Below are 20,666 nucleotides of genomic sequence, written 5' to 3'. Positions count from 1 at the left end.
ACGGACGCAGTGAGCAGGTGCCGGCCCCGCACCGCCCCTAGGTTTCGAGGCATGGGCCACCAAGGGAGCTCACGGTGACAGAGACCACGGGGACCCCCACCGAACCGGGTGCGGTGCTTCTGCGGACGGGAAAGTTCTTCCGGCGCGGGACTGCGGCCCCTGATCTGCACAGTGTGCAGTTCAAGGGCGGCCGCCAGGGGGACTCCTTCTACCGCGACCGGTGGAGCCACGACAAGGTCGTGAACTCGACGCACGGTGTGAACTGCACGGGTTCGTGCCGCTGGAAGGTGTACGTCAAGGACGGCATCATCACGTGGGAGACCCAGCAGACCGACTATCCGTCGGTGGGTCCCGACCGCCCCGAGTACGAGCCGCGGGGCTGCCCCCGGGGCGCCGCCTTCTCCTGGTACACGTACTCGCCGACGCGCGTGCGCTACCCGTACATCCGGGCCGTGCTGCTCGAGATGTACCGGGAGGCCAAGCAGCGTCTGAAGGACCCCGTGCTGGCGTGGGCGGACATCCAGGGCGACGCCGAGCGCCGGCGCAGATACCAGCGGGCGCGCGGCAAGGGCGGCATGGTGCGGGCCACCTGGGACGAGGCCCTGGAGATCGTGGCGGCGGCGCACGTCCACACCATCAAGACGTACGGCCCGGACCGCATCGCGGGGTTCTCGCCCATCCCCGCGATGTCGATGGTGTCGCACGCGGGCGGGGCCCGCTTCATGGGCCTGATCGGCGCGCCGATGCTCTCCTTCTACGACTGGTACGCGGACCTGCCGGTCGCCTCGCCGCAGGTGTTCGGCGACCAGACCGACGTACCGGAGTCGGGCGACTGGTGGGACGCGGCGTATCTGATGATGTGGGGCTCGAACGTGCCCGTCACGCGTACGCCGGACGCGCACTGGATGGCCGAGGCCCGCTACCGCGGCCAGAAGGTCGTGGTCGTCTCTCCGGACTACGCGGACAACGCCAAGTTCGCCGACGAGTGGCTGCATCCGCATCCCGGCACCGACGGGGCGCTCGCGCTGGCCATGGGCCATGTGGTCCTCAAGGAGTTCTTCGTCGACCGCGAGACGCCGTTCTTCGCGGACTACGTACGGAAGTTCACGGATCTGCCGTTCCTGGTCACGCTCACCGAGCGGGACGGTGCCTACGTTCCGTCGAAGTTCCTGCGGGCCTCGGATCTCGATCAGGCCGGGGAGGGCGCGGAGTGGAAGACGGTCGTCCTGGACGCTGCGACCGGGCATCCCGCCGTCCCGAACGGGTCGCTCGGCTTCCGCTGGACGGACTCCGGCAAGGGCCGGTGGAACCTTGACCTGGGCGACATCAGCCCGCGACTGACGCTGCACGGCACGTTCCGCGCGATGCCGGTCGAGGTGCTGCTGCCGCGCTTCGACACGGAGGGCGGTGAGCACGGGCAGGGGCGCGGCGAGGTCATGCGCCGCGGCGTGCCGGCCGTCAGGATCGGCGGGCCGGGAAGCCCGCTGGTCACCACGGTGTTCGATCTGCTGCTCGCCCAGTACGGAGTGGGGCGGACGGGTCTGCCGGGTGACTGGCCCTCGTCGTACGAGGACGCGGACGAACCCGGCACCCCGGCCTGGCAGGAGGTGCACACCTCCGTGCCCGCCGCCCAGGCCATCAGGATCGCCCGGGAGTTCGCGCGGACCGCGGAGAAGTCGCAGGGCCGCTGCATGATCCTGATGGGTGCCGGAACCAACCACTGGTTCCACTCCGAGACGATCTACCGTGCCTTTCTCGCGCTGCTGCAGCTCACGGGCTGCCAGGGCCGCAACGGCGGCGGCTGGGCACACTACGTCGGCCAGGAGAAGTGCCGCCCGTTCACCGGGTGGGCCACGCTCGCGGGCGCGCTGGACTGGCAGCGGCCGCCGCGGCAGATGATCGGCGCCGCGTACTGGTTCCTGCACACCGACCAGTGGCGCTACGACAGGTTCGCGGCCGATGTGCATGCGTCGCCGCTGGGCAGCGGGCAGTTCGCGGGCATGACGGGGGTCGACTGCCTGGCGCTGTCCGCGCGCTCCGGCTGGATGCCGTCGTACCCGACGTTCGACAAGAATCCGCTGGACCTCGGGGACGTGTTCGGCGATCCGATCGCGCACGTCGTGGCGCAACTCAGAAGCGGCGAACTGAAGTTCGCGGTCGAGGACCCCGACGCGCCGCAGAACTGGCCGCGCGTGCTGACCCTGTGGCGTGCGAATCTGCTCGGCTCGTCGGCGAAGGGCGCCGAGTACTTCACCAAGCACCTGCTCGGCACGCACTCGTCACTACGGGCCGAGGAAGCCGGAGAGGACGAGCGGCCGAGGGATGTCACCTGGCGCGACGAGGCACCCGAGGGAAAGCTCGACCTCCTGCTGTCACTCGACTTCCGGCAGACCTCCTCCACGCTCCTGTCGGACGTCGTACTGCCGGCCGCGACCTGGTACGAGAAGCACGACCTGTCGACCACGGACATGCACCCCTACGTGCACGCCTTCTCACCGGCCGTGGACCCGCCCTGGCAGGCCCGCACCGACTTCGACACCTTCCACGCGCTGGCCCGTCGGCTGAGCGAGCTCGCGGTGGGTCATCTCGGCGTCCGCAGGGACATCGTCGCCACCGCGCTCCAGCACGACACACCGGGCGAGACCGCGCAGCCCGGCGGCGTCGTCCTGGACTGGAAGCGCGGCGAGTGCGATCCCGTGCCCGGACAGACCCTGCCGAATCTGGCCATCGTCGAGCGTGACTACACGGCGATCGGCGCCAAGTTCGCGGCACTCGGTCCCCTGGCGGAGGGTCTGGGCCTGCCCGTCAAGGGCATCGCCCTGCGGCCCGATCAGGAGGTCGAGGACCTCAAGGCCCGCAACGGTGTCGTACGCGGTGGTCCCGCCGACGGGCGTCCGGCCCTGGACACCGCCGTCAAGGCGGCGAACACCATCCTCGCGCTGTCCGGCACGACCAACGGACGCCTGGCCACGCAGGGTTTCCACACCCTGGAGGCGCGCACCGGCCAGGAGATGGCGCATCTGGCGGCGGAGCACGAGGGCAAGCGCATCACGTACGCGGACACCCAGGCCGCGCCCGTGCCGGTCATCACGTCACCGGAGTGGTCCGGGAGTGAGTCCGGTGGGCGCCGCTACACCGCGTTCACGCTCAACACCGAGCATCTGAAGCCCTGGCACACGCTCACCGGACGGCAGCACTTCTTCCTCGACCACGACTGGATCCACGAGCTGGGCGAGGCGCTGCCCGTCTACCGGCCGCCGCTGGACATGAACCGCCTGTTCGGCGAGCCGCGGCTCGGCCCCGACGGCCAGCGCGAGGTGACGGTCCGTTACCTAACCCCCCACAACAAGTGGTCGATCCACTCCGAGTACCAGGACAACCTGTTCATGCTGTCGCTCTCCCGCGGCGGGCAGAACATCTGGATGTCCCCGCAGGACGCGGACGCGATCGGCGTCCGGGACGACGACTGGATCGAGGCCGTGAACCGCAACGGCGTGGTCGTCGCCCGCGCGGTCGTCTCGCACAAGATGCCGCCCGGCACGGTCTACATGCACCACGCCCAGGAACGCACAGTGAGCGTCCCGAAAACGGAGACCACCGGCAAACGGGGCGGCATCCACAACTCCCTGACCCGCGTGCTCCTCAAGCCCTCGCATCTCATCGGCGGATACGCCCAGCTGTCGTGGGGCTTCAACTACCTGGGCCCGACGGGCAACCAGCGCGACGAGGTGACGGTCATCCGCCGCCGCTCGCAGGAAGTGGAGTACTGACATGCGCCCGATGGCCCAGATCGCCATGGTCATGAACCTCGACAAGTGCATCGGCTGCCACACCTGCTCGGTGACCTGCAAGCAGGCGTGGACCAACCGCACCGGCATGGAGTACGTCTGGTTCAACAACGTCGAGACCCGGCCAGGGCAGGGCTATCCGCGCCGGTACGAGGACCAGGAGCGGTGGCGCGGCGGCTGGGAGCTGAACAAGCGGGGCGCCCTGAAGCTCAAGGCGGGCGGCCGGTTCCGCAAGCTCGCCGGGATCTTCTCCAACCCCGTGCTGCCGGAGATCAAGGACTACTACGAGCCCTGGACGTACGACTACCAGAACCTCACCGACGCGCCGCTCGGCGACGACTTCCCCGTCGCACAGCCGCTGTCGCAGATCACCGGCAAGCCGATGAAGATCGAGTGGTCCTCGAACTGGGACGACAGCCTCGCGGGCGCGCCCGAGCACGGGGACCTCGATCCGATGGTCGCCAAGGTCCGCGAACAGGCCGCGGAGAAGGTCAAGTTCGCGTACGAGCAGACCTTCATGTTCTTCCTGCCGCGGATCTGCGAGCACTGCCTGAACCCGTCGTGCGTGGCGTCGTGCCCGTCCGGCGCCATGTACAAGCGGGCCGAGGACGGCATCGTGCTGGTCGACCAGGACCAGTGCCGCGGCTGGCGCATGTGCGTCACCGGCTGCCCGTACAAGAAGGTGTACTTCAACCACCGCACCGGCAAGGCCGAGAAGTGCACGTTCTGCTACCCGCGCGTGGAGGTGGGCCTGCCGACGGTCTGCTCGGAGACGTGCGTGGGGCGGCTGCGCTACCTCGGGGTGATGCTGTACGACGCGGACAAGGTGACGGCGGCCGCGTCCGTGAAGGACGAGAAGGCGCTGTACGAGGCCCAGTTGGGGGTGTTCCTGGATCCGGAGGATCCGGGTGTGCAGCGGGCGGCCGAGCAGGCGGGCATCGCGTACGACTGGATCGAGGCGGCACGCCGCTCCCCCGTGCACGCCCTCATCAGCAAGTACAAGGTCGCGCTTCCGCTGCATCCCGAGTACCGCACGATGCCGATGGTCTGGTACATCCCGCCGCTGTCGCCGGTCGTGGACGCGCTGGCCGAGACGGGCTTCGACGGCGAGGAAGCGGGCAACCTCTTCGGCGCCATCGACACGCTCCGCATCCCGCTCGAGTATCTGGCGGAGCTGTTCACCGCGGGTGACGTGGGGCCGGTACGGGCCTCCCTGGAGAAGCTCGCCGCGATGCGATCGTACATGCGGGCCATCAACCTCGGCGACCAGCCGGATAGTTCCATCACCGCGTCGGTCGGCATGGACGGCCCGACGATCGAGGAGATGTACCGGCTGCTCGCGATCGCCAAGTACGAGGAGCGCTACGTCATCCCGACCGCGGCGGTCGGCGACGCGGCCCGCCTGGAGGAGACCGCTCTCCCGGCCGAACTGCCGGACTCCTGCAGCCTCGACTTCGAGGGCGGTCCCGGCATGGGCGGTGACGGACCGCTCGGCCAGGACTCCGGGCGCAAGCACCTGCCACTCGTCTCTGTGGAGAACTTCCACGTACTGCGGGAGCGGCAGACCGCCGACAAGGAGAGCGAACTGAAGGGGGAACCGCCGTGACGTCCTCTGCCGTGCTGTATCAGGCCGCCGCATACTGCCTGGGCTATCCCGACGACGAGTTCCGTGAGAGGCTGCCGCTGCTGCGGGCCGCCGCCCCCGAGCTGCACGGATTCCTCGACCGCGCGGCGGCCCAGGCGCCCTCGGATCTCGCCGCCCACTACGTCAAGGTCTTCGACTTCAAGAACCGGCACAGTCTGTATCTGAGCTGGTGGCGGGACGGGGACACGCGGCGGCGTGGCATGTCGCTGGTCCGCTTCAAGGAGACCTACCGGGCGCACGGCCTGGAGTTCACCGGCGAGGAGCTGCCCGACTTCCTGCCGGTGGTCCTGGAGTTCTCGGCGCACGCCGGACCGGTGCTGCTCAAGGAGCACCGCGGCGGCCTGGAGCTGCTGCGGCTCGCCCTCACCGACTTCGGCACGCCGTACGCGCGCGTGCTCGACGCTGTGTGCGCGACGCTGCCGGGCCCGTCCCCGAAGGACCGGGCCGAGGCGCTGGCACTGGCCCGGTCGGGCCCGCCGCGCGAGGAGGTGGGCCTGGAGCCCTTCGGGCTGATCAGAGAGCCACCCATCGGAGAGCCCCCTGTCGGAGAGCCCCCTGTCGGAGAGCTCGGAGAGCCACTCATCGGAGAACGGTCATGAACGCACTGCTGTGGGGGGTCCTGCCGTACGTCGCCTTCGTGCTGCTCGTCGCGGGCACGATCTGGCGGTTCCGCTACGACAAGTTCGGCTGGACGACACGCTCGTCGCAGATCTACGAGTCGAAGCTGCTCAACATCGCGTCGCCGGTGTTCCACTACGGCATTCTCTTCGTGCTGGTCGGCCACCTGGTGGGCCTGTTCATTCCGGAGTCGTGGACGGACGACATCGGCCTCAACGAGCACACCTACCATCTGCTGTCGCTCTACGGCGGGACGGCGGCCGGGGTGCTGGCACTGGCCGGCATCGGGCTGCTCGTGTACCGGCGGCGCACCAAGGCCCCGGTGTTCCGCGCCACGACGGCCAACGACAAGCTCATGTACCTGGTGCTCGTGGCCGCGCTCGTGCTGGGCATGGTCGCCAAGCTGATGCACGTCTCCGGCGAGGGCTACAACTACCGTGAGACGATCGCCCCTTGGTCCCGCAGCCTGTTCATCCTGCAGCCCAAGACGGAACTGATGGCGGGCGTGCCGGTGATGTACCAGATCCACGCGGTGGTGGGCATGGTCCTCATCGCCATGGTCCCGTTCACCCGCCTCGTGCACATGTTCAGCGCCCCGGTCCAGTACCTGTTCCGCCCGTACGTGGTGTACCGCACCCGCGACCCGGAACAGCTGGGAGTACGGCCGGAGAGGCGGGGGTGGGAACGGACGGGGGTGTAGGTCCGCCGCCCCGCTGTGGGCAGTCGTTCCTCCCCCAGCTAACGCTGGGAGGTGCCCCCAGGCGATGGGGGTACCTCCCATGCCCTTAAGGCAATGGGGGAGGGTGGGCACAGCGGAACCCGCGACGGCGGGCACCGGACCAACCCCCGGGCGACCCCGACGCAGGGCACACCCGCCTAAGCGGCACCGCCCTTGGCGTCCTTCTCGTCGTCGACGATCTCCGCATCCACGACGTCCTCGTCCGCCTTGGGACCCTCGGTCCCGGTACCTGTACCCGTGCCGCCGTCCCCGCCGGAGGCGGCCGCCTGCGCGTACATCGCCTGCCCCATCTTCTGGCTGACGGAAGCCAGCTTCTCCACGCCGGCGCGCAGCGCCGCCGTGTCCTCACCGCCCGACTCGAGCAACCCCTTCAGTTCGCTCACCGCCCCCTCCACCTCCGATTTCGTGTCGCCCGGAATCCGGTCGGCGTTGTCGGCGAGGAACCGTTCGGTCTGGTAGACGAGTTGCTCGGCCTGGTTGCGGGTCTCGGCGGCCTCGCGGCGCCGGCGGTCCTCGTCGGCGTACTGCTCGGCCTCGCGCATCATGCGGTCGATGTCGTCCTTGGGCAGCGCCGAGCCGCCCGTGACGGTCATCTTCTGCTCGCGGCCCGTCGCGAGGTCCTTCGCCGAGACGTGCATGATGCCGTTGGCGTCGATGTCGAAGGTGACCTCGATCTGCGGGACGCCCCGCGGCGCGGGCGGCAGCCCGGTGAGGTCGAAGACACCGAGCTTCTTGTTGTACGCGGCAATCTCGCGTTCGCCCTGGTAGACCTGGATGCCGACGGACGGCTGGTTGTCGGTGGCCGTCGTGAAGATCTCCGAACGCTTCGTGGGGATCGTCGTGTTGCGCTCGATGAGCTTCGTCATGATGCCGCCCTTGGTCTCGATACCGAGGGACAGCGGCGTCACGTCGAGCAGCAGCACGTCCTTGACGTCGCCGCGCAGCACGCCGGCCTGGAGCGTGGCTCCGACGGCCACGACCTCGTCCGGGTTGACGCCCTTGTGCGGATCCTTGCCGGTGAGCTGCCTGACCAGGTCCGTGACGGCGGGCATGCGCGTCGAGCCGCCGACCATGATCACGTGGTCGATCGCGGAGAGATTGATTCCGGCGTCCTTGACGGCCTGGTGGAACGGGCCCTTGCAGCGGTCCAGCAGATCCGAGGTGAGCTCCTGGAACTGGGCGCGCGTCAGCTTCTCGTCGAGGTGCAGCGGGCCTTCGGGCGAGGCCGTGATGTAGGGGAGGTTGATGGTCGTCTCGGTCGACGAGGAGAGCTCGATCTTCGCCCGCTCCGCGCCCTCGCGCAGCCGCTGCAGCGCCATCTTGTCCTTCGCGAGATCGAGGCCGTACGCGTTCTTGAACTGCTTGACGAGATGGTCGACGATCCGCTGGTCCCAGTCGTCGCCGCCCAGATGCGTGTCGCCGTTGGTGGCCTTCACCTCGATGACGCCGTCGCCGATGTCCAGCAGCGACACGTCGAAGGTGCCGCCGCCGAGGTCGAAGACGAGGACGGTCTGCTCCTCGCCACGGTCGAGGCCGTAGGCGAGGGCCGCGGCCGTCGGCTCGTTGATGATCCGCAGCACCTTGAGACCGGCGATCTCACCGGCCTCCTTGGTCGCCTGGCGCTGTGCGTCGTCGAAGTACGCGGGGACGGTGATCACCGCGTCCGTGACGTCCTCGCCCAGGTACGACTCGGCGTCCCGCTTCAGTTTCTGCAGGACGCGCGCGGAGAGCTCCTGTGCGGTGTAACGGGTGCCGTCCACGGAGCCCTGCTCGGGGAAGCGCCAGTGGGCGTCGCCCATGTGCCGTTTGACGGAGCGTGCGGTGCGCTCCACGTTGGTGACCGCCTGCCGCTTGGCCACCTCGCCCACGAGGACCTCGCCGTTCTTGGCGAAGGCGACCACCGAGGGCGTGGTGCGCGCGCCCTCGGCGTTGGCGATGACGGTGGGCTCACCGCCCTCCAGCACGGCCACCACCGAGTTCGTCGTACCGAGGTCGATACCGACCGCACGTGACATGTCCGTCCCCTTCCGCCCAACCGGGGTTCCGCCGAACCGGGGTTTTCACTCTCAGCACAAAACTTGAGTGCCTGCTTGTCAATCCCCGGGTAACCGGCCTCCGGGTTCGCGGGTACCCCGATCCCCCGGATACGAGCGTGCCGCCGTCCGGTTCGAGCCGGACGGCGGCACGGTCGAGGGGTGAACGAGCCGCTGTTCAGCCGACGAGCTTCGCGTCCAGCGTGATCGTCGTGCCGGTCAGTGCCTGGCTCACCGGGCAGTTCTTCTTGGCGTCCTCGGCGGCCGAGACGAACGTGGCCTCGTCGATGCCCGGCACCTGGCCCTCGACGGTCAGATGGATGCCGGTGATGCCCGTACCGGGCTGGAAGGTCACGTCCGCGGAGGTGGTCAGCCGGGTCGGCGGGTTGCCGGCGCCGGTCAGGCCGTGGGACAGCGCCATGGAGAAGCAGCTGGAGTGGGCGGCGGCGATCAGCTCCTCGGGGCTGGTCTTGCCGTTCGCCTTCTCGGCCCGGGACGGCCAGGACACCGCCTGCTCGCCGATGCCGGAGGAGTCGAAGGTGACGACGCCGTTGCCCTCGAGCAGATTGCCTTCCCAGACGGTGTGTGCGGTGCGCGTGGTTGCCACGATGTATCCCTTCAATGAGGTCCCGTGTCGTGTCCGGGTTCCGTACCTCCATCCGATCACACCCGGGCCCGGTGCACCCGTAAGACGGGCCACGGGCGGAGAACGGCGAGGGGTTACCCGGGGGCGGGCCGACCCGCCGCCCGGGGCGGGCTCATGCCTCGCCGTCGCGCACGGCCTCGTCCCGGGCGCCCTCGTGTGCGCCCACCGGCACCTGAGGTCCGTCGCCCTCCCGCAGCCAGCGCCGGAAGACCTTGTGAAGATGTTCGGCGCCCATCAGCTCCTGGCCGTCGTCGACCGGAGCGGAGAGCGCGTACGGCGAGAGCACGAAGGGCTGGTTCTGGGCGCCGCCGAGCCCGCCGTGCGAGCCGATCTGCTCCTCGAAGGCGTGGACTTCGCCCTCCTCCGGGTCGTACCAGGAGTTGACCATGATGTCGGCGGCGCGGGGGAAGGAGTGAGTGCGGCGTACGGCTTCGGCGGCGCCGGGCCCGAAGGCCGCGAGTGGGCCGGGGTCGCCGTCGAGCTCGCGCAGGGATATGTCCGCGCCGCGCGCGCCGAGCACGAGCCCGCCCCGTTCCTCGCTGTCGACGAGCACGAAGCCGATGCCCGGGTGGTTGGCGAGGGTGGAGAGCAGCGCGGGATGGCGCCGGTCGATCTCCTCCCGTGTCATGCGGTGCGGCACGTCCGGGAAGGAGATGAGCCCGAGATTGCCGGACGCGAGCACGAGCGGTCCCGAGCGGCGGGGTGGGTGGTGCTGCCCCGCCTCCTCCTCGACCGGCCGGTGCAGCGCTGCACGGACCGCCGCCCGCGCCTCGGCCCCGCTTCGGGTCCGCTCCACCCGACGCCGCACCGGCAGCCCGCACCCGGCCCTGACCAGGTCGGCGAGGGTGAGGCCGTAGCGGGCGAGGAAGGTCTCGCCGGGGCTCTGCCCGTGGTCGGAGAGCACCACGATGCGGTACGGCCGCGGGGCGTGCTCGGCGACCTTGGCGATCAGCGCGAGAGACCGGTCGAGCCGCTGGAGCACCTTCTCGGCGTCGCGGCTGCGCGGCCCGGAGTGGTGCGCCACTTCGTCGTACGCGACGAGGTCGGCGTACACCGCGCTGCGGCCGACGAGCATGTCTCCGATGACCGCGGCGACCACGACGTCCCGCTCGACGACCGTCGCGAAGGCCCGGACGAACGGATAGAGGCCGCCGCGGGAGACGCGCGGCCGCCGCTTCGTCACCCGGGCGTGCGTCGACTCGGCGATCTCCCGGCAGACCTCCGCGATGAACGACATGGCGGTACGGACGGCGTTGGCGGGATCGGAGAAGTACGCGAAGTAGCCGGCGCGGGAGCGGTTCTCGCGGCCGCGGCGTGCGGAGACCGAGAGGACGAGGGCGAGCTGGTCGGCGCCGCCGCTGAACAGGTTGCCGCGGCTGGCGCCGTCGAGGCTGAGCAGACCTCCGTCGCCGGTGTACGCGATGGCGCGGCGCTGGAGTTCGGCGGCGCTGCTGGGGCGGTTGCAGACCATGACCTCGCGGGTGTCCTTCTCGTACCAGCGGAAGGCCGGGATGTCGTGGTTGGTGCCGTGCAGGATGCCCAGCTGGCTGGCGCCGGTCTGGCTGGACCAGTCGGTCCGCCAGGGGGTGAGCCGGTGGGTGGGTTCGCGGGGAGGCGCCTCGCCGTCGCCGTCGCTCTCCGCCACATCCTCGTCCGGGCCCTTGGCGAGCCATGAGGCGACGGTGGGCATGAGGCCTTTGCCGACGGCGTCCAGGAGCACGTCGTGGCCGACGCCGTCGAGCTGGATGAAGAGGGTGCCGGGGGTGGACGGGCAGGCTCCGTCCACGGCCCGCCTGCGCCGGCGGTCGGCGAGCCGGTAGAGCCTGCGGCGGTACGCGTCGTCGTCGCGGACGGCGAGCGCGGTGCCCGTCGCGGACGCCACGGCGGACATCACCGCGGCCACGACGACAGCGGTCTCGGGGGCGACCGCGCCGCGGCCGGACGGGTTGAGCTGCAGGGCGAGCAGCAGCAGCGAGCCGTTGAGGAAGAACACGAGCAGCCCGAGGACGAGGGCGGGCACCAGCAGCAGCGCTCTGACGAGCAGGGGCCACACCAGGGCCGACAGCAGACCGAAGGCCCCGGCGCCGAGCGCGGCTGTGATAGCGATGTGCGTGCCGCTGTCGCCGTCGGCGGACTGCAGCCGGAAGTCGGGCAGGATCCCGGCGAGTACGAGCATGGTGACGGTGCTGACCGCCCACACGGCGATCACGCGCCACGAGGCGCTGCCGATCCTCCGCCACCGCCAGTCCGCCACGCCCTGCTTCACCTCACGTCCTGCCCCGCCCCGGACGGACGGTCCACGCCCAGCCTTTCACAGGCGGGTGAGGGGCCGACCGTTGTGGGCAATCGTTCCGCAGGGCTGGGGGCACCTCCCAGCGGTAGCTGGGGGAGGGTGGGCACAACCCACGACGGCGGGGGCCGTAGAACGTCGGGTCGGCCACCGGCTACGGCGGCCGACCTCAACAGCCGTCGTACCCCGCCGTCGGCATCGACAGCCGGCGGTGGATCCGCGCCTTCATCTCCGCGTCGTACGCCGGTTCGACCAGACCCGCCGTCTCCAGACGCACCCCGCGGCGAGCGCACTCGGCGGTGAACTCGTCCACGGACTGGAGAGCGCGCTCCAGCACGCGTCGGCTCGGTACGACGAACAGGTCCACCAGTCCCGCGTCGACGTCCGCCCACAGCACGCGGTGGTCGGGGCGTAGCCCGTTCACGACCAGTTCCCGGGTGACGACGTAGCCGTGCTCGGCGGCCCAGCGGGCGCACATCGCGTGCTGGCTGCGCGAGTCCACCAGGAAGGGGTCGGCGTCGAGCTCCTCGAGAGGAGTCAGGCTCGCGATCGCCGTGACACGTACGCTGCGCACGCGGTCGGCAGCGCTCACCGCGTCCTCCATGGCGTCCCCCTCACCCCCGGTTTCGTCCGCTGACCCTACCCCTGCCCGTAGGCTCGGGGGGAGTTACACGAAGGAGGAACCGCGTGCCGGTGGAGATCACCTGGTGGGGTCACGCCACCTGCACCGTCGAGGACTCGGGCACCCGCGTGCTGACCGACCCGCTGTTCACGCGGCGCCTGGCCCATCTGCGGCGCCGGCGCGGCGCGCTGCCGCCCGCCGAGGCCTCGATCGCGGACGTGGTGCTCGTCTCGCATCTGCACGCCGACCATCTGCATCTCCCGTCGCTCGTCCGGCTTGCGCCGGGCACCCGGCTGCTCGTACCGCGCGGGGCACTGCGGGCCGTACCGGGCCTGCGGAAGCTGAACCATCTGCAGGTGACGGAGGTCCGGCCCGGCGACGAGACGGTGGTCGGCGAGCTCGTCGTACGGGCCGTGCCCGCGCTGCACGACGGGCGGCGGCTGCCGTTCGGGCGGCAGCGCTCGCCCGCCCTCGGCTATGTGATCGGCGGCGAGGCGCGGACCTACTTCGCCGGGGACACGGGACTGTTCGACGACATGGCCAAGGATGTGGGCGACGTCGATGTGGCGCTGCTGCCCGTGGGCGGCTGGGGTCCGTATCTCGGCCACGGCCATCTGGACGCGGGCCGCGCGGCCGAGGCGCTCGCCCGGCTGGCACCCGGCAGCGCGGTGCCCGTGCACTACGGGACGTACTGGCCGATCGGCATGGACGCGGTACGGCCCCACGAGTTCCATGCGCCGGGCGACGAGTTCGTACGGCTGGCGGCGGCGCGGGCGCCCGAGGTGGCGGTGCACCTGCTGGGACACGGGGAGAGTGTGCGACCGGGGGGCCCGCGGTCGGAGCCTCCGCCGGGCACGCGGTTCACGGGGTACGGCGGTTCGCCCGTCGGCACGTACGGTCCGGCGGCGGCGCGCCGAGAACGCGACGACGACTCGTCGCGTGACCGGGCCGGCGAGGGGCCGTCGCACAGCGGGGCCGGCGACGCCTCGTCACGCAACAGAGCCGGCGAGAGGTCGTCGCCCGGCCCGAGCGGCGATACGTCGCCTCACAGCCGGACCGGCGGCGCCTCGTCATGCAGCCGGGCCGACAACGCCTCGCCAGGTGACCGGACCGGCCATACGTCGTCACGTGACCGGGCCGGCGAGGGACCGGAGGGCGGGGCCAGGTGAGCCGCGTGTTCCCCGGAGCGGTCGCCCTCGCGTCCGCGGCTCCGTCCGCGGCCCAGCTGCCGCAGTGGGCAGCGGCGGCGGTGCCGCCGGAAACCACGCAGCAGGCGGTCGGATACCCGTCGCTGTTCCTTCTGGTGCTGATCGGCGCGCTGGTGCCCGTCGTGCCGACCGGGGCGCTCGTCAGCTCGGCGGCAGTGGTGGCGTTCCACCAGACGGCGCCGTTCTCGCTGCTGCTGGTCTTCGTCGTGGCGGCGCTGGCCGCGTTCCTCGGCGATGTGACGCTGTACTGGCTGGGGCGGCGCGGGATGCGGTCGAAGAACGGTTCGCGCTGGCTTGAGGCGATCCGCAGCCGCGCCCCCGAGGACCGGCTGGCACAGGCGCAGCGGAAGCTGGACGACCACGGGGTGATGGTGCTCGTCCTGTCCCGGCTGGTGCCCGCGGGCAGGCTCCCGGTGATGCTGGCCTGTCTGCTGGCGAAGATGCCGCTGCGCCGGTTCGCGCATGGCAATGTGCCGGCATGCCTCGCCTGGACGGCGACGTACCAGCTCATCGGCATCCTCGGCGGATCCCTGTTCCCGGAGCCGTGGGAGGGTGTCGCGGCGGCGGTGGCGCTGACACTGCTGATCAGCATGGCACCGTCGGTGTGGCGGCGCCTGCGCGGGTCGACGGCCTAGCCGGCCGGATCGACCGGACCGACCGACCGGCCGGACCGTTCGACCGGCTGGACCGGCTGCGCGAGGTCACACCTCGAGCACCCGTGACCCTCCGACCGGCATATCCCACAGGTCTTCGCGCGGGAGGCCCGCCTTCTCCCAGGCGGTCCGTACGCGCGTCAGGGGTTCCATGACGGGTTCGGCCGAGAGCAGGAACGTCGCCCAGTGCATGGGCACCATGCGGCGCGCACCGAGATCCCGGGCCGCCTGAACCGCTTCCTCCGGATTGCAGTGGACGTCCCTGAGCCACCACCGGGGGTCGTACGCACCGATCGGCAGCAGCGCGAGGTCGATGCCCGGGTAGCGGCGGCCGATACGCGAGAACCAGTGGCCGTAGCCGGTGTCCCCGGCGAAGTAGACGCGCTGCCCGGCCGGATCGGTGAGCACCCAGCCGCCCCAGAGGGAGCGGCAGGTGTCGTTGAGGCGGCGCTTGGACCAGTGGTGGGCAGGGACGAAGTCGAATCGCACTCCGCCCAGCTCCGCGGCCTCCCACCAGTCGAGCTCCGTGACCCGCCTGAAGCGACGCCGCCGGAACCAGCGGGCGAGCCCGGCCGGCACGAACAGCGGGGTGTCGCGCGGAAGCCGGGCGAGGGTGGGAGCGTCCAGATGGTCGTAGTGATTGTGGCTGATGACGACCGCGTCGACGGCCGGCAGGGCGCCCCACGCGACGCCCACCGGGGTCATACGGGCCGGCGTGCCGAGGATCTTGCGGGACCAGACGGGGTCGGTGAGCACGGTGAGCCCGCCGATACGGACCACCCAGCTGGCGTGACCGGCCCAGGTGAGGGCGACGGTGCGGGAGTCGACGACGGGCAGCGGCCCGGGCTCGAACGGCAGCCGCGGAATGTCGAGGAGGTCTTCGGGCCGGGGCCGGAGCGCCCCTTCCCGAGCGAACCGCGCGAAGGCCCGGATCCCGGGCAGGGGTGCGGTCAGCCGGTCGACGAAGGATCTCGGCCAGAGGCGGAGCTCGCCGAGGGGCCGGGGCGAGGGGAGGGCGCCCGGCGGGGCGAGGGCCCCCGGCGCGGCGGGTCGGCCGGGCGCAGTGGTGCGGCTGATGGTCCCCCTGTCACCGTGGGGGGTGCGCTGCCCGGGCGTGTCGACCTCCCCGAGGGCGGCGGGGCGAGTGACGGATGCGCCTTGCGCGCCAAGCCCCTCGACGGCGGGGCGAGTGACGGATGCGCCTTGCGCGCCAAGCCCCTCGACGGCGTCGAGCCGGGCCGGCGCCGCGGACTCCGCCAGCGAGTCGGCCCCGGCGGACGCACCGCGCTCGCCTGCGTGTGCCCCGACCGGCGCCCCCGGCGCGGCGTCGCCCTCCCCGGTCGAGCGCCGTGCCGACGGCGCGGCGTCCGTCCCGGTGGCCCCCTCTCCTGACGGCTCGTCGGTCTGCTCGGTCTGCTGCGTCGTCGACGGGTGGTGCTGCGTCATCTAGGCGGCTCCATTCGCTGGGCGTCGGCGCGGAGATCGTCCAGTACCGATCCGAACATGCTCAACGCACGCTCGACACACGGCAATTCCAGCGGGTCCGCTGCCGTGAGCGACTCGGCCCGCTCCTCTTCCGTGGCGCCCAGCAACGGCCCGGTGGACATCCGGATGCGCAGCTCTCCGATGTGGTCGCCGAAGCGGTGGCCGCCGGGTACGGGCAGGTCCAGGCGCCGGGTGAGGAAGTCCTCCAGTTCCTGCGCGTCGCTGACGCCCCGCGCGGCGAGCGCGGACCGCAGCGGCCCGAGGTCGGCGTAGAGATGGCGGCCGGCCTGCGGGGGCAGGGCCAGTCCGCCCGCCGCCAGCACGGCCTGGTGCGCGGCGGCCGCCACGCGCGCGTGCACCCGCACCTCGGCGGCCAGACGCGCCGTGACCGCCTCGGGCTCACCGAGGGCGTACGCGGCGGCCGCGGCGGTCGGCGTGGCGACGTGGGCGCCGATCGCGGTGAGCACGTCGAGCACCCGGTTCCGCAGGTCCGAGCCGTCGTCCGTGGCGGGGAAGCGGGCGATCGCAGCGGGCCAGCCGACGGGCAGCAGGGCCCCGGAGAGGTCGCACAGGACCGTGACCTGCCCGGGCAGCATGTCGGCCGGGCTCACGACGACGGTCTCGTGCGGCCGGTGCACCGTGTCGCGCCACGTCTCGTCGCTGACGATGTGCAGGCCCTCGCCCGCGGCGGCCTCGACCGTCTCGTGGAGCACCTCCGGCGGCGGCACGGTCGCGGTGGGGTCGTCCGCGACGCCGAGCACGAGCACCCGCGGGTTCCCGCCTTCGGCACGGACCCGGCGTACGGTCTCCAGGAGTGCGTACGGATCGGGGATGCCGCCGCACTCGGCGGGCGTCGGCACGTGGAACACCGATCTGCCGAGCAGTCGCGCCGTCGGCGTCCACCAGGCGGGGCAGGGACGCGGCAGGAACACGTCGCCGGCGAGCGCGCCGGTCAGGGCGAGCAGCAGCGCGGGAGCGCCGGGAGCGGCAGCGACATGGCCCGGGTCGCAGGACAGACCGCGGCGCTGCCAGTAGCCGCCGACGGCGTCCAGGAGGGCCGGGCCACCACCAGTCGGTTCCGCGTGACCGACGCCCGCCGCCGCTGCCAGCACCGCGGACAGCTCAGGCAGTACCGGCAGCCCCTGCTCGGTGATCGGCGGGCCGTACCGGACGGGGCCGTGCCCCCCTTGGTCGGTCCGCCGCATGCGTTACCTCCGCGCGCCCGCTGTCGTCCCTGCCGGTTGCTGTTCGGTTCCCGTGCCTTCGGTGTCCGTACGGCTGTTCTCACGTGCCCGCACGCCCGCCGCGGCACGCAACCGAACACTTGTCCATACCGCCCCGTTGGCTCCTCATGGCCTCTCAGTACCCAGCGTCCCGCTGCTCCAATTCCGCGGCACGTGCCGCAGGCCTTCACACGGCCGGCACCGCGACTGCCGCCTCGACGTTCCCGCACGCCGCCGTGGCCGTTGCGCGACAGGCGGGCCGGATTGCGTACCGCGACTGTCGGGTGGTGTGCGAGGCGCGCGTACCGCGAGTCCGACCGCCGGTCGTCCGACAGCCGCCGGGCGCTTCAGCGATACTCGCTTCCCTCCCGGCGGTACACCCTGTAGACACCGGCACCGACGGCCCCCGCGATCAGCACACCACCGCTGATCATCGCGGCTGGGGATCCGGCGAAGGTACCGCCGTCCCCTGCGTGTACGCCGCGCGGCATGTTCCCGTCGGCGTTCCCCACGTCGTCAGGGCTCCTGGGACCGGCCGGGTCGGGGTCCTCAGGCCCCGCGGAATCCTTGCCGACAGGTTCCTCGCGTCCGGGGTCCTTGCCTCCTGGGTCCTTGGCCCCTGGGTCCTTGGCCCCTGGGTCTTTGCCTCCGGGATAGCTGCCGCCGGGGTCCTTGCCGACGGGCTGGTCGGGCGCCGCAGAATCTCTCCCGCCACCAGGTTTCTCGGACGCCTCCGGATCTCTGCCGCCACCAGGCTCCTTCGCGGCGCCACCAGGTTGCCTGGGCGCGGCGGGGTCGTTCCGGCCCTCGTCGTATTCCTCTGGGCCTTGGGACTCGCCCGCACCCTCGTACTCGTCCGGGACCTCGGTTTCGTCTGTGCCCTCGGTTTCGTCTGTGCTCCCGTATGCGTCCTCGTCCTCGTCCCCGGATCCGCCCCCGTCGTATTCGTATTCGTCCACGCTCTCGGACTCGACCGGCCCCGCGGACTCCACCGGACTGTCGTACTGTTCCAAGCCCTCGGTAGAGCCCAACTCCCCCTTGTTGCCCTGGACTTGGGGATCCTTCACCCCACCGGAATTCTTCGGCGCCTTGGGCTCCTCGGGGCCCCTGGATTCGCGTGCCTCGGGAGCCCGGGACCTTTCCGGCCCCTCCGGCTCGCCCTGCCCACGGGGATCCCGCGACGCGTCCCCCTCCCCCGGACCCGCCTCGTACGGCCCGGCGTCAACCCCGTACGTCTCAGTCCCCACCGCGTGGGCGAGGGGCGCGGTGCCGGCCACGGCGGCCGAGGCCAGGACGGTGGCGGCGAGGGCGCGGGCAGTGCGCATGAGCGGACTCCTTCGACCGGCGTCGCGGCGGGCACGGCGGGTCCGTGCCCCGCACCCCCCATCAGAGCCCGCCCACCGGCGATGCGCGCGCGGCCGTGCCCCATTCGCGCTACCTACGAAGCCAGCCGTGTGACGAAAGAGCCGGCACAGCAAGCACAGCCGACACAGGCTGGCCCCGGCCGGAGGGCCGGGACCAGGGTGTTGTCAGCTCGCCGAACCAGGGGCGCCGTCAGCCCGCCAGCGACATCAGTTCCTTCTCGAGTCCCCGGCCGCGCGTGTCCACCAGGCCCGACGCCACATCGGAGAGTTTGCGGTTGGTGGCCTGGGAGATCCGCTTGAGGATCGCGAAGGCCTCGTCGGCGTCGCAGCCCAGGACGTGCATGACGATGCCGCAGGCCTGGTCGACCAGGGGGCGCGAACGCAGGGCGGCGCCGAGGTGGTCGACCTCAGTGAGAGCCGCCCGGTAGGAGCGGTCGCGTACGAGGCAGCTGGCGGCGAGATCACCGAGTGCCTGGGCGGGCCCGTGCGCGGCCCCTTCCAGGGCGCCGGGGCGGAAGCTGTACAGACTGAGCGTGACGGTGAGACGGGGGCGGCGGAAGGGCAGCGTGACACAGGCACGCACGCCCGAGTCGAGGGCCACGGCGCGGTACTCCGGCCACCGGCGTTCGTTCAGCAGGTCCTCGGCGCCCACCGGCTCGCCGCGCTCCTCAGCCGCCGGTATCGGCCCCTCACCGGAACGCAGCTGAACGGAGACGAGCCCGGCCAGATCGGGATGGGTCACCGCCGCGGGCCGCTCCGAGCCGCCGTCCGACGCCGTCGTACCCGCGCCACAGCAGGCGGTGGTACAGCGGGCCGCCTGTTCGGCGAGTTCCGAGAGCCTTCGCCCGGGAAGGGCGGATTCGGGGGATTCCGGTCCGAGGAATTCGGGTTCCGGCATGCTGTGGGCCTCCTCTCCTGCTGATGCTCTCGTGCTGATGCACTCTTGCTGGTGCTTCGCTGGTGCTCTCTTGCTGATGCTTCGCTGGTGCTCTCTTGCTGGTGCTCTCTTGCTGGTGCTCGCTGTTCTCCTGCCCGCTGGCCGGCTCTTGCTGCTGCTGCCCGGACGAACGACCGAAAAACGCACGGTCCGGATTTCTGTCGCCTCCCCGCACGCGGTCTCGGCGGGATACGTTCATGGCATGGCGCAGACGGACGAGTTCGGTGAAGAGCTCGCGGATTTCGTACGCCGCGTGGCGGAACTGAAGGCGGCCCGCTCCGTCCCGACGGATGAGCTGTCTCCGGTTCTCGACGCGGCGATTTTCGAGCTCGATCATGTAGCCGACCAGCTGTGGCCGTGGTACGAGCGGCTTACCGCCGGCGCCTCTGGGGGCGCTTCCCCAGGCACCCGTCCGGCCAACGACCGTCAGGAGCAGCAGTTGCTGCGCGCGGTCTTCCAGCGGTTTCCGCTGCCGGTCGCGCTTGTGGACAGGGAGACGGTCGTACGCCGGCTGAACTTCGCGGCGACCGGGTTCACCGGTGTCCGCGCGGGATACGCGACCGGGCGCCCTCTCACCGGATTCCTCGCGCACGCCGACCGGGCCGCGTTCCGGTCCCAGGTGGCGGCCGTGGCGCGGGGTGACGGTGACCGGAGCCTGACCGTCCATCTGCAGCAGCGCCCTTCGGCACCGGTCCGTGCGTCGCTCACCGCGCTGCGGCCGAGCTCGGAACCGCGTACCGCGGTCCTCGTCGTACTGCAGCCCGGCGCCGGCAGCCGGCTGGCCATGCCCGACAGCTCGCCGGGCCCGGGCGCGGTGCCCGATCTCGCCGAGACGACGCGGCACGCGGCGCTGATGGACCTGGTGGACGCGATGGCCACGTCCTTGCTGTCCGCGCCGCCCGGCGACGCGGCCGACGCGCTGGAGCGGGCGGCCCGGGTTCTGCACGGCCGGTTCGCCGACTGGGTGGTGGCCGACTCGGGCGCCGCGCATCTGACGCGTACGACGGTGCTGGGCCCGCCAGGCGCGGACATCGCGGCCGTCACGGAACAGGACCCCGCCGCGTGCCCCCTCGTCGTCGAGGCGGCACGCGGCGGGTCCACGGCCCTGCAGGTGCGTCCGGAGGACCCGGAGGGCTTCGGCGTGGACAAGACCGGCGCCCCCGTTCTCGTACGGGCGGATGTGACCTCGCTGCTGTGCGTCCCGCTGACCGCCCGTACGGGCGGGGCGGTGCAGGGGGTCCTCACGCTCTTTAGAACGGGTGCGCGGCTGGCGTTCTCCCTGGCCGAGGCGAAGGCGATCGACATGATGTCGCGCCATATCGCCCTGGCGATGCGCCGCCGCGGCTGACGACGCGCCGCGCGGCCCGACCCGCCGACCGACAGTCGGCGAACCGCCCACCGGCAGGAAGCCACCC

The 20,666-nt window shown here is 71.5% G+C and carries 14 protein-coding genes and 1 pseudogene; 7 read left to right on the top strand and 8 right to left on the bottom strand.

Annotation, left to right across the window (positions count from 1 at the left end; genetic code table 11):
- Positions 1–74 precede the first annotated feature (74 nt).
- The 4 genes from ACSMXV_RS34315 to narI are packed head-to-tail and all read left to right on the top strand — an operon-like array spanning position 75 to position 6,751.
- Positions 75–3,770 (top strand): nitrate reductase subunit alpha, encoded by a 3,696-nt coding sequence (locus ACSMXV_RS34315; protein ID WP_473174999.1) that lies wholly within the window; start codon positions 75–77, stop codon positions 3,768–3,770.
- Position 3,771: 1 nt separating this feature from the next.
- Positions 3,772–5,394, top strand: a complete 1,623-nt coding sequence (gene narH, locus ACSMXV_RS34310) for a nitrate reductase subunit beta (protein WP_473174998.1) — start codon at positions 3,772–3,774, stop codon at positions 5,392–5,394.
- Positions 5,391–6,032 carry a nitrate reductase molybdenum cofactor assembly chaperone gene (narJ, locus tag ACSMXV_RS34305; RefSeq protein WP_473174997.1) on the top strand — a complete coding sequence of 214 codons (642 nt, stop codon included), beginning with the start codon at positions 5,391–5,393 and terminating at the stop codon, positions 6,030–6,032. Before narH ends, narJ begins: the two co-directional genes overlap by 4 nt.
- Positions 6,029–6,751, top strand: coding sequence for a respiratory nitrate reductase subunit gamma (gene narI, locus ACSMXV_RS34300; RefSeq protein ID WP_473174996.1), 723 nt, complete (start codon positions 6,029–6,031; stop codon positions 6,749–6,751). The genes narJ and narI overlap by 4 nt, the downstream gene beginning before the upstream one ends.
- Before the next feature lie 176 nt (positions 6,752–6,927).
- Here narI and dnaK read toward each other — a convergent pair whose 3' ends face one another.
- The 4 genes from dnaK to ACSMXV_RS34280 all read right to left on the bottom strand — a co-directional run bounded on the left by dnaK (position 6,928) and on the right by ACSMXV_RS34280 (position 12,363).
- Entirely contained in the window at positions 6,928–8,805 is a 1,878-nt protein-coding gene (dnaK, locus tag ACSMXV_RS34295) for a molecular chaperone DnaK (protein WP_473174995.1), read from the bottom strand.
- Between the two features lie 196 nt (positions 8,806–9,001).
- Complete coding sequence (locus ACSMXV_RS34290) at positions 9,002–9,430, bottom strand: OsmC family protein (RefSeq protein WP_181657541.1); 429 nt, start codon at positions 9,428–9,430, stop codon at positions 9,002–9,004.
- A 151-nt stretch (positions 9,431–9,581) separates the two neighbouring features.
- Entirely contained in the window at positions 9,582–11,645 is a 2,064-nt protein-coding gene (locus tag ACSMXV_RS34285; protein WP_473179155.1) for an alkaline phosphatase family protein, read from the bottom strand.
- 283 nt (positions 11,646–11,928) lie between these two features.
- Positions 11,929–12,363, bottom strand: coding sequence for a recombinase family protein (locus ACSMXV_RS34280; protein WP_473174994.1), 435 nt, complete (start codon positions 12,361–12,363; stop codon positions 11,929–11,931).
- Between the two features lie 83 nt (positions 12,364–12,446).
- On the opposite strand from ACSMXV_RS34280, the pseudogene ACSMXV_RS34275 reads away from it, so the two are divergent.
- Both ACSMXV_RS34275 and ACSMXV_RS34270 read left to right on the top strand, forming a co-directional pair.
- Positions 12,447–13,205 (top strand): annotated as a pseudogene (locus ACSMXV_RS34275) (MBL fold metallo-hydrolase); the annotation flags it as partial.
- A 401-nt stretch (positions 13,206–13,606) separates the two neighbouring features.
- Complete coding sequence (locus ACSMXV_RS34270) at positions 13,607–14,224, top strand: DedA family protein (RefSeq protein WP_181863927.1); 618 nt, start codon at positions 13,607–13,609, stop codon at positions 14,222–14,224.
- A 66-nt stretch (positions 14,225–14,290) separates the two neighbouring features.
- Here the strand turns inward: ACSMXV_RS34270 and ACSMXV_RS34265 are convergent, their stop codons facing one another.
- From ACSMXV_RS34265 to ACSMXV_RS34250, 4 genes are all read right to left on the bottom strand, one after another.
- Entirely contained in the window at positions 14,291–15,319 is a 1,029-nt protein-coding gene (locus tag ACSMXV_RS34265; RefSeq protein WP_473179154.1) for an MBL fold metallo-hydrolase, read from the bottom strand.
- Between the two features lie 365 nt (positions 15,320–15,684).
- The gene (locus ACSMXV_RS34260) at positions 15,685–16,932 is read right to left on the bottom strand and encodes an aminotransferase class I/II-fold pyridoxal phosphate-dependent enzyme (RefSeq protein WP_473174993.1); all 1,248 of its coding nucleotides are present in this window, start codon (positions 16,930–16,932) and stop codon (positions 15,685–15,687) included.
- A 365-nt stretch (positions 16,933–17,297) separates the two neighbouring features.
- Positions 17,298–18,275: a hypothetical protein gene (locus ACSMXV_RS34255; RefSeq protein WP_473174992.1), complete on the bottom strand. Its 978-nt coding sequence runs from the start codon at positions 18,273–18,275 to the stop codon at positions 17,298–17,300.
- A gap of 229 nt (positions 18,276–18,504) precedes the next feature.
- A complete protein-coding gene (locus ACSMXV_RS34250; protein ID WP_473174991.1) occupies positions 18,505–19,212 on the bottom strand; it encodes an ANTAR domain-containing response regulator in 708 nt (235 codons plus the stop codon).
- 241 nt (positions 19,213–19,453) lie between these two features.
- On the opposite strand from ACSMXV_RS34250, the gene ACSMXV_RS34245 reads away from it, so the two are divergent.
- On the top strand, positions 19,454–20,599 hold the full coding sequence (locus ACSMXV_RS34245) for a PAS domain-containing protein (protein WP_473174990.1): 1,146 nt from the start codon (positions 19,454–19,456) through the stop codon (positions 20,597–20,599).
- Positions 20,600–20,666 lie beyond the last annotated feature (67 nt).

It is taken from the genome of Streptomyces sp. DSM 42067 (assembly GCF_055792885.1).
Note: the sequence above shows the minus strand (reverse complement) of the source record. Positions and strands in the feature narration are given on the sequence as shown.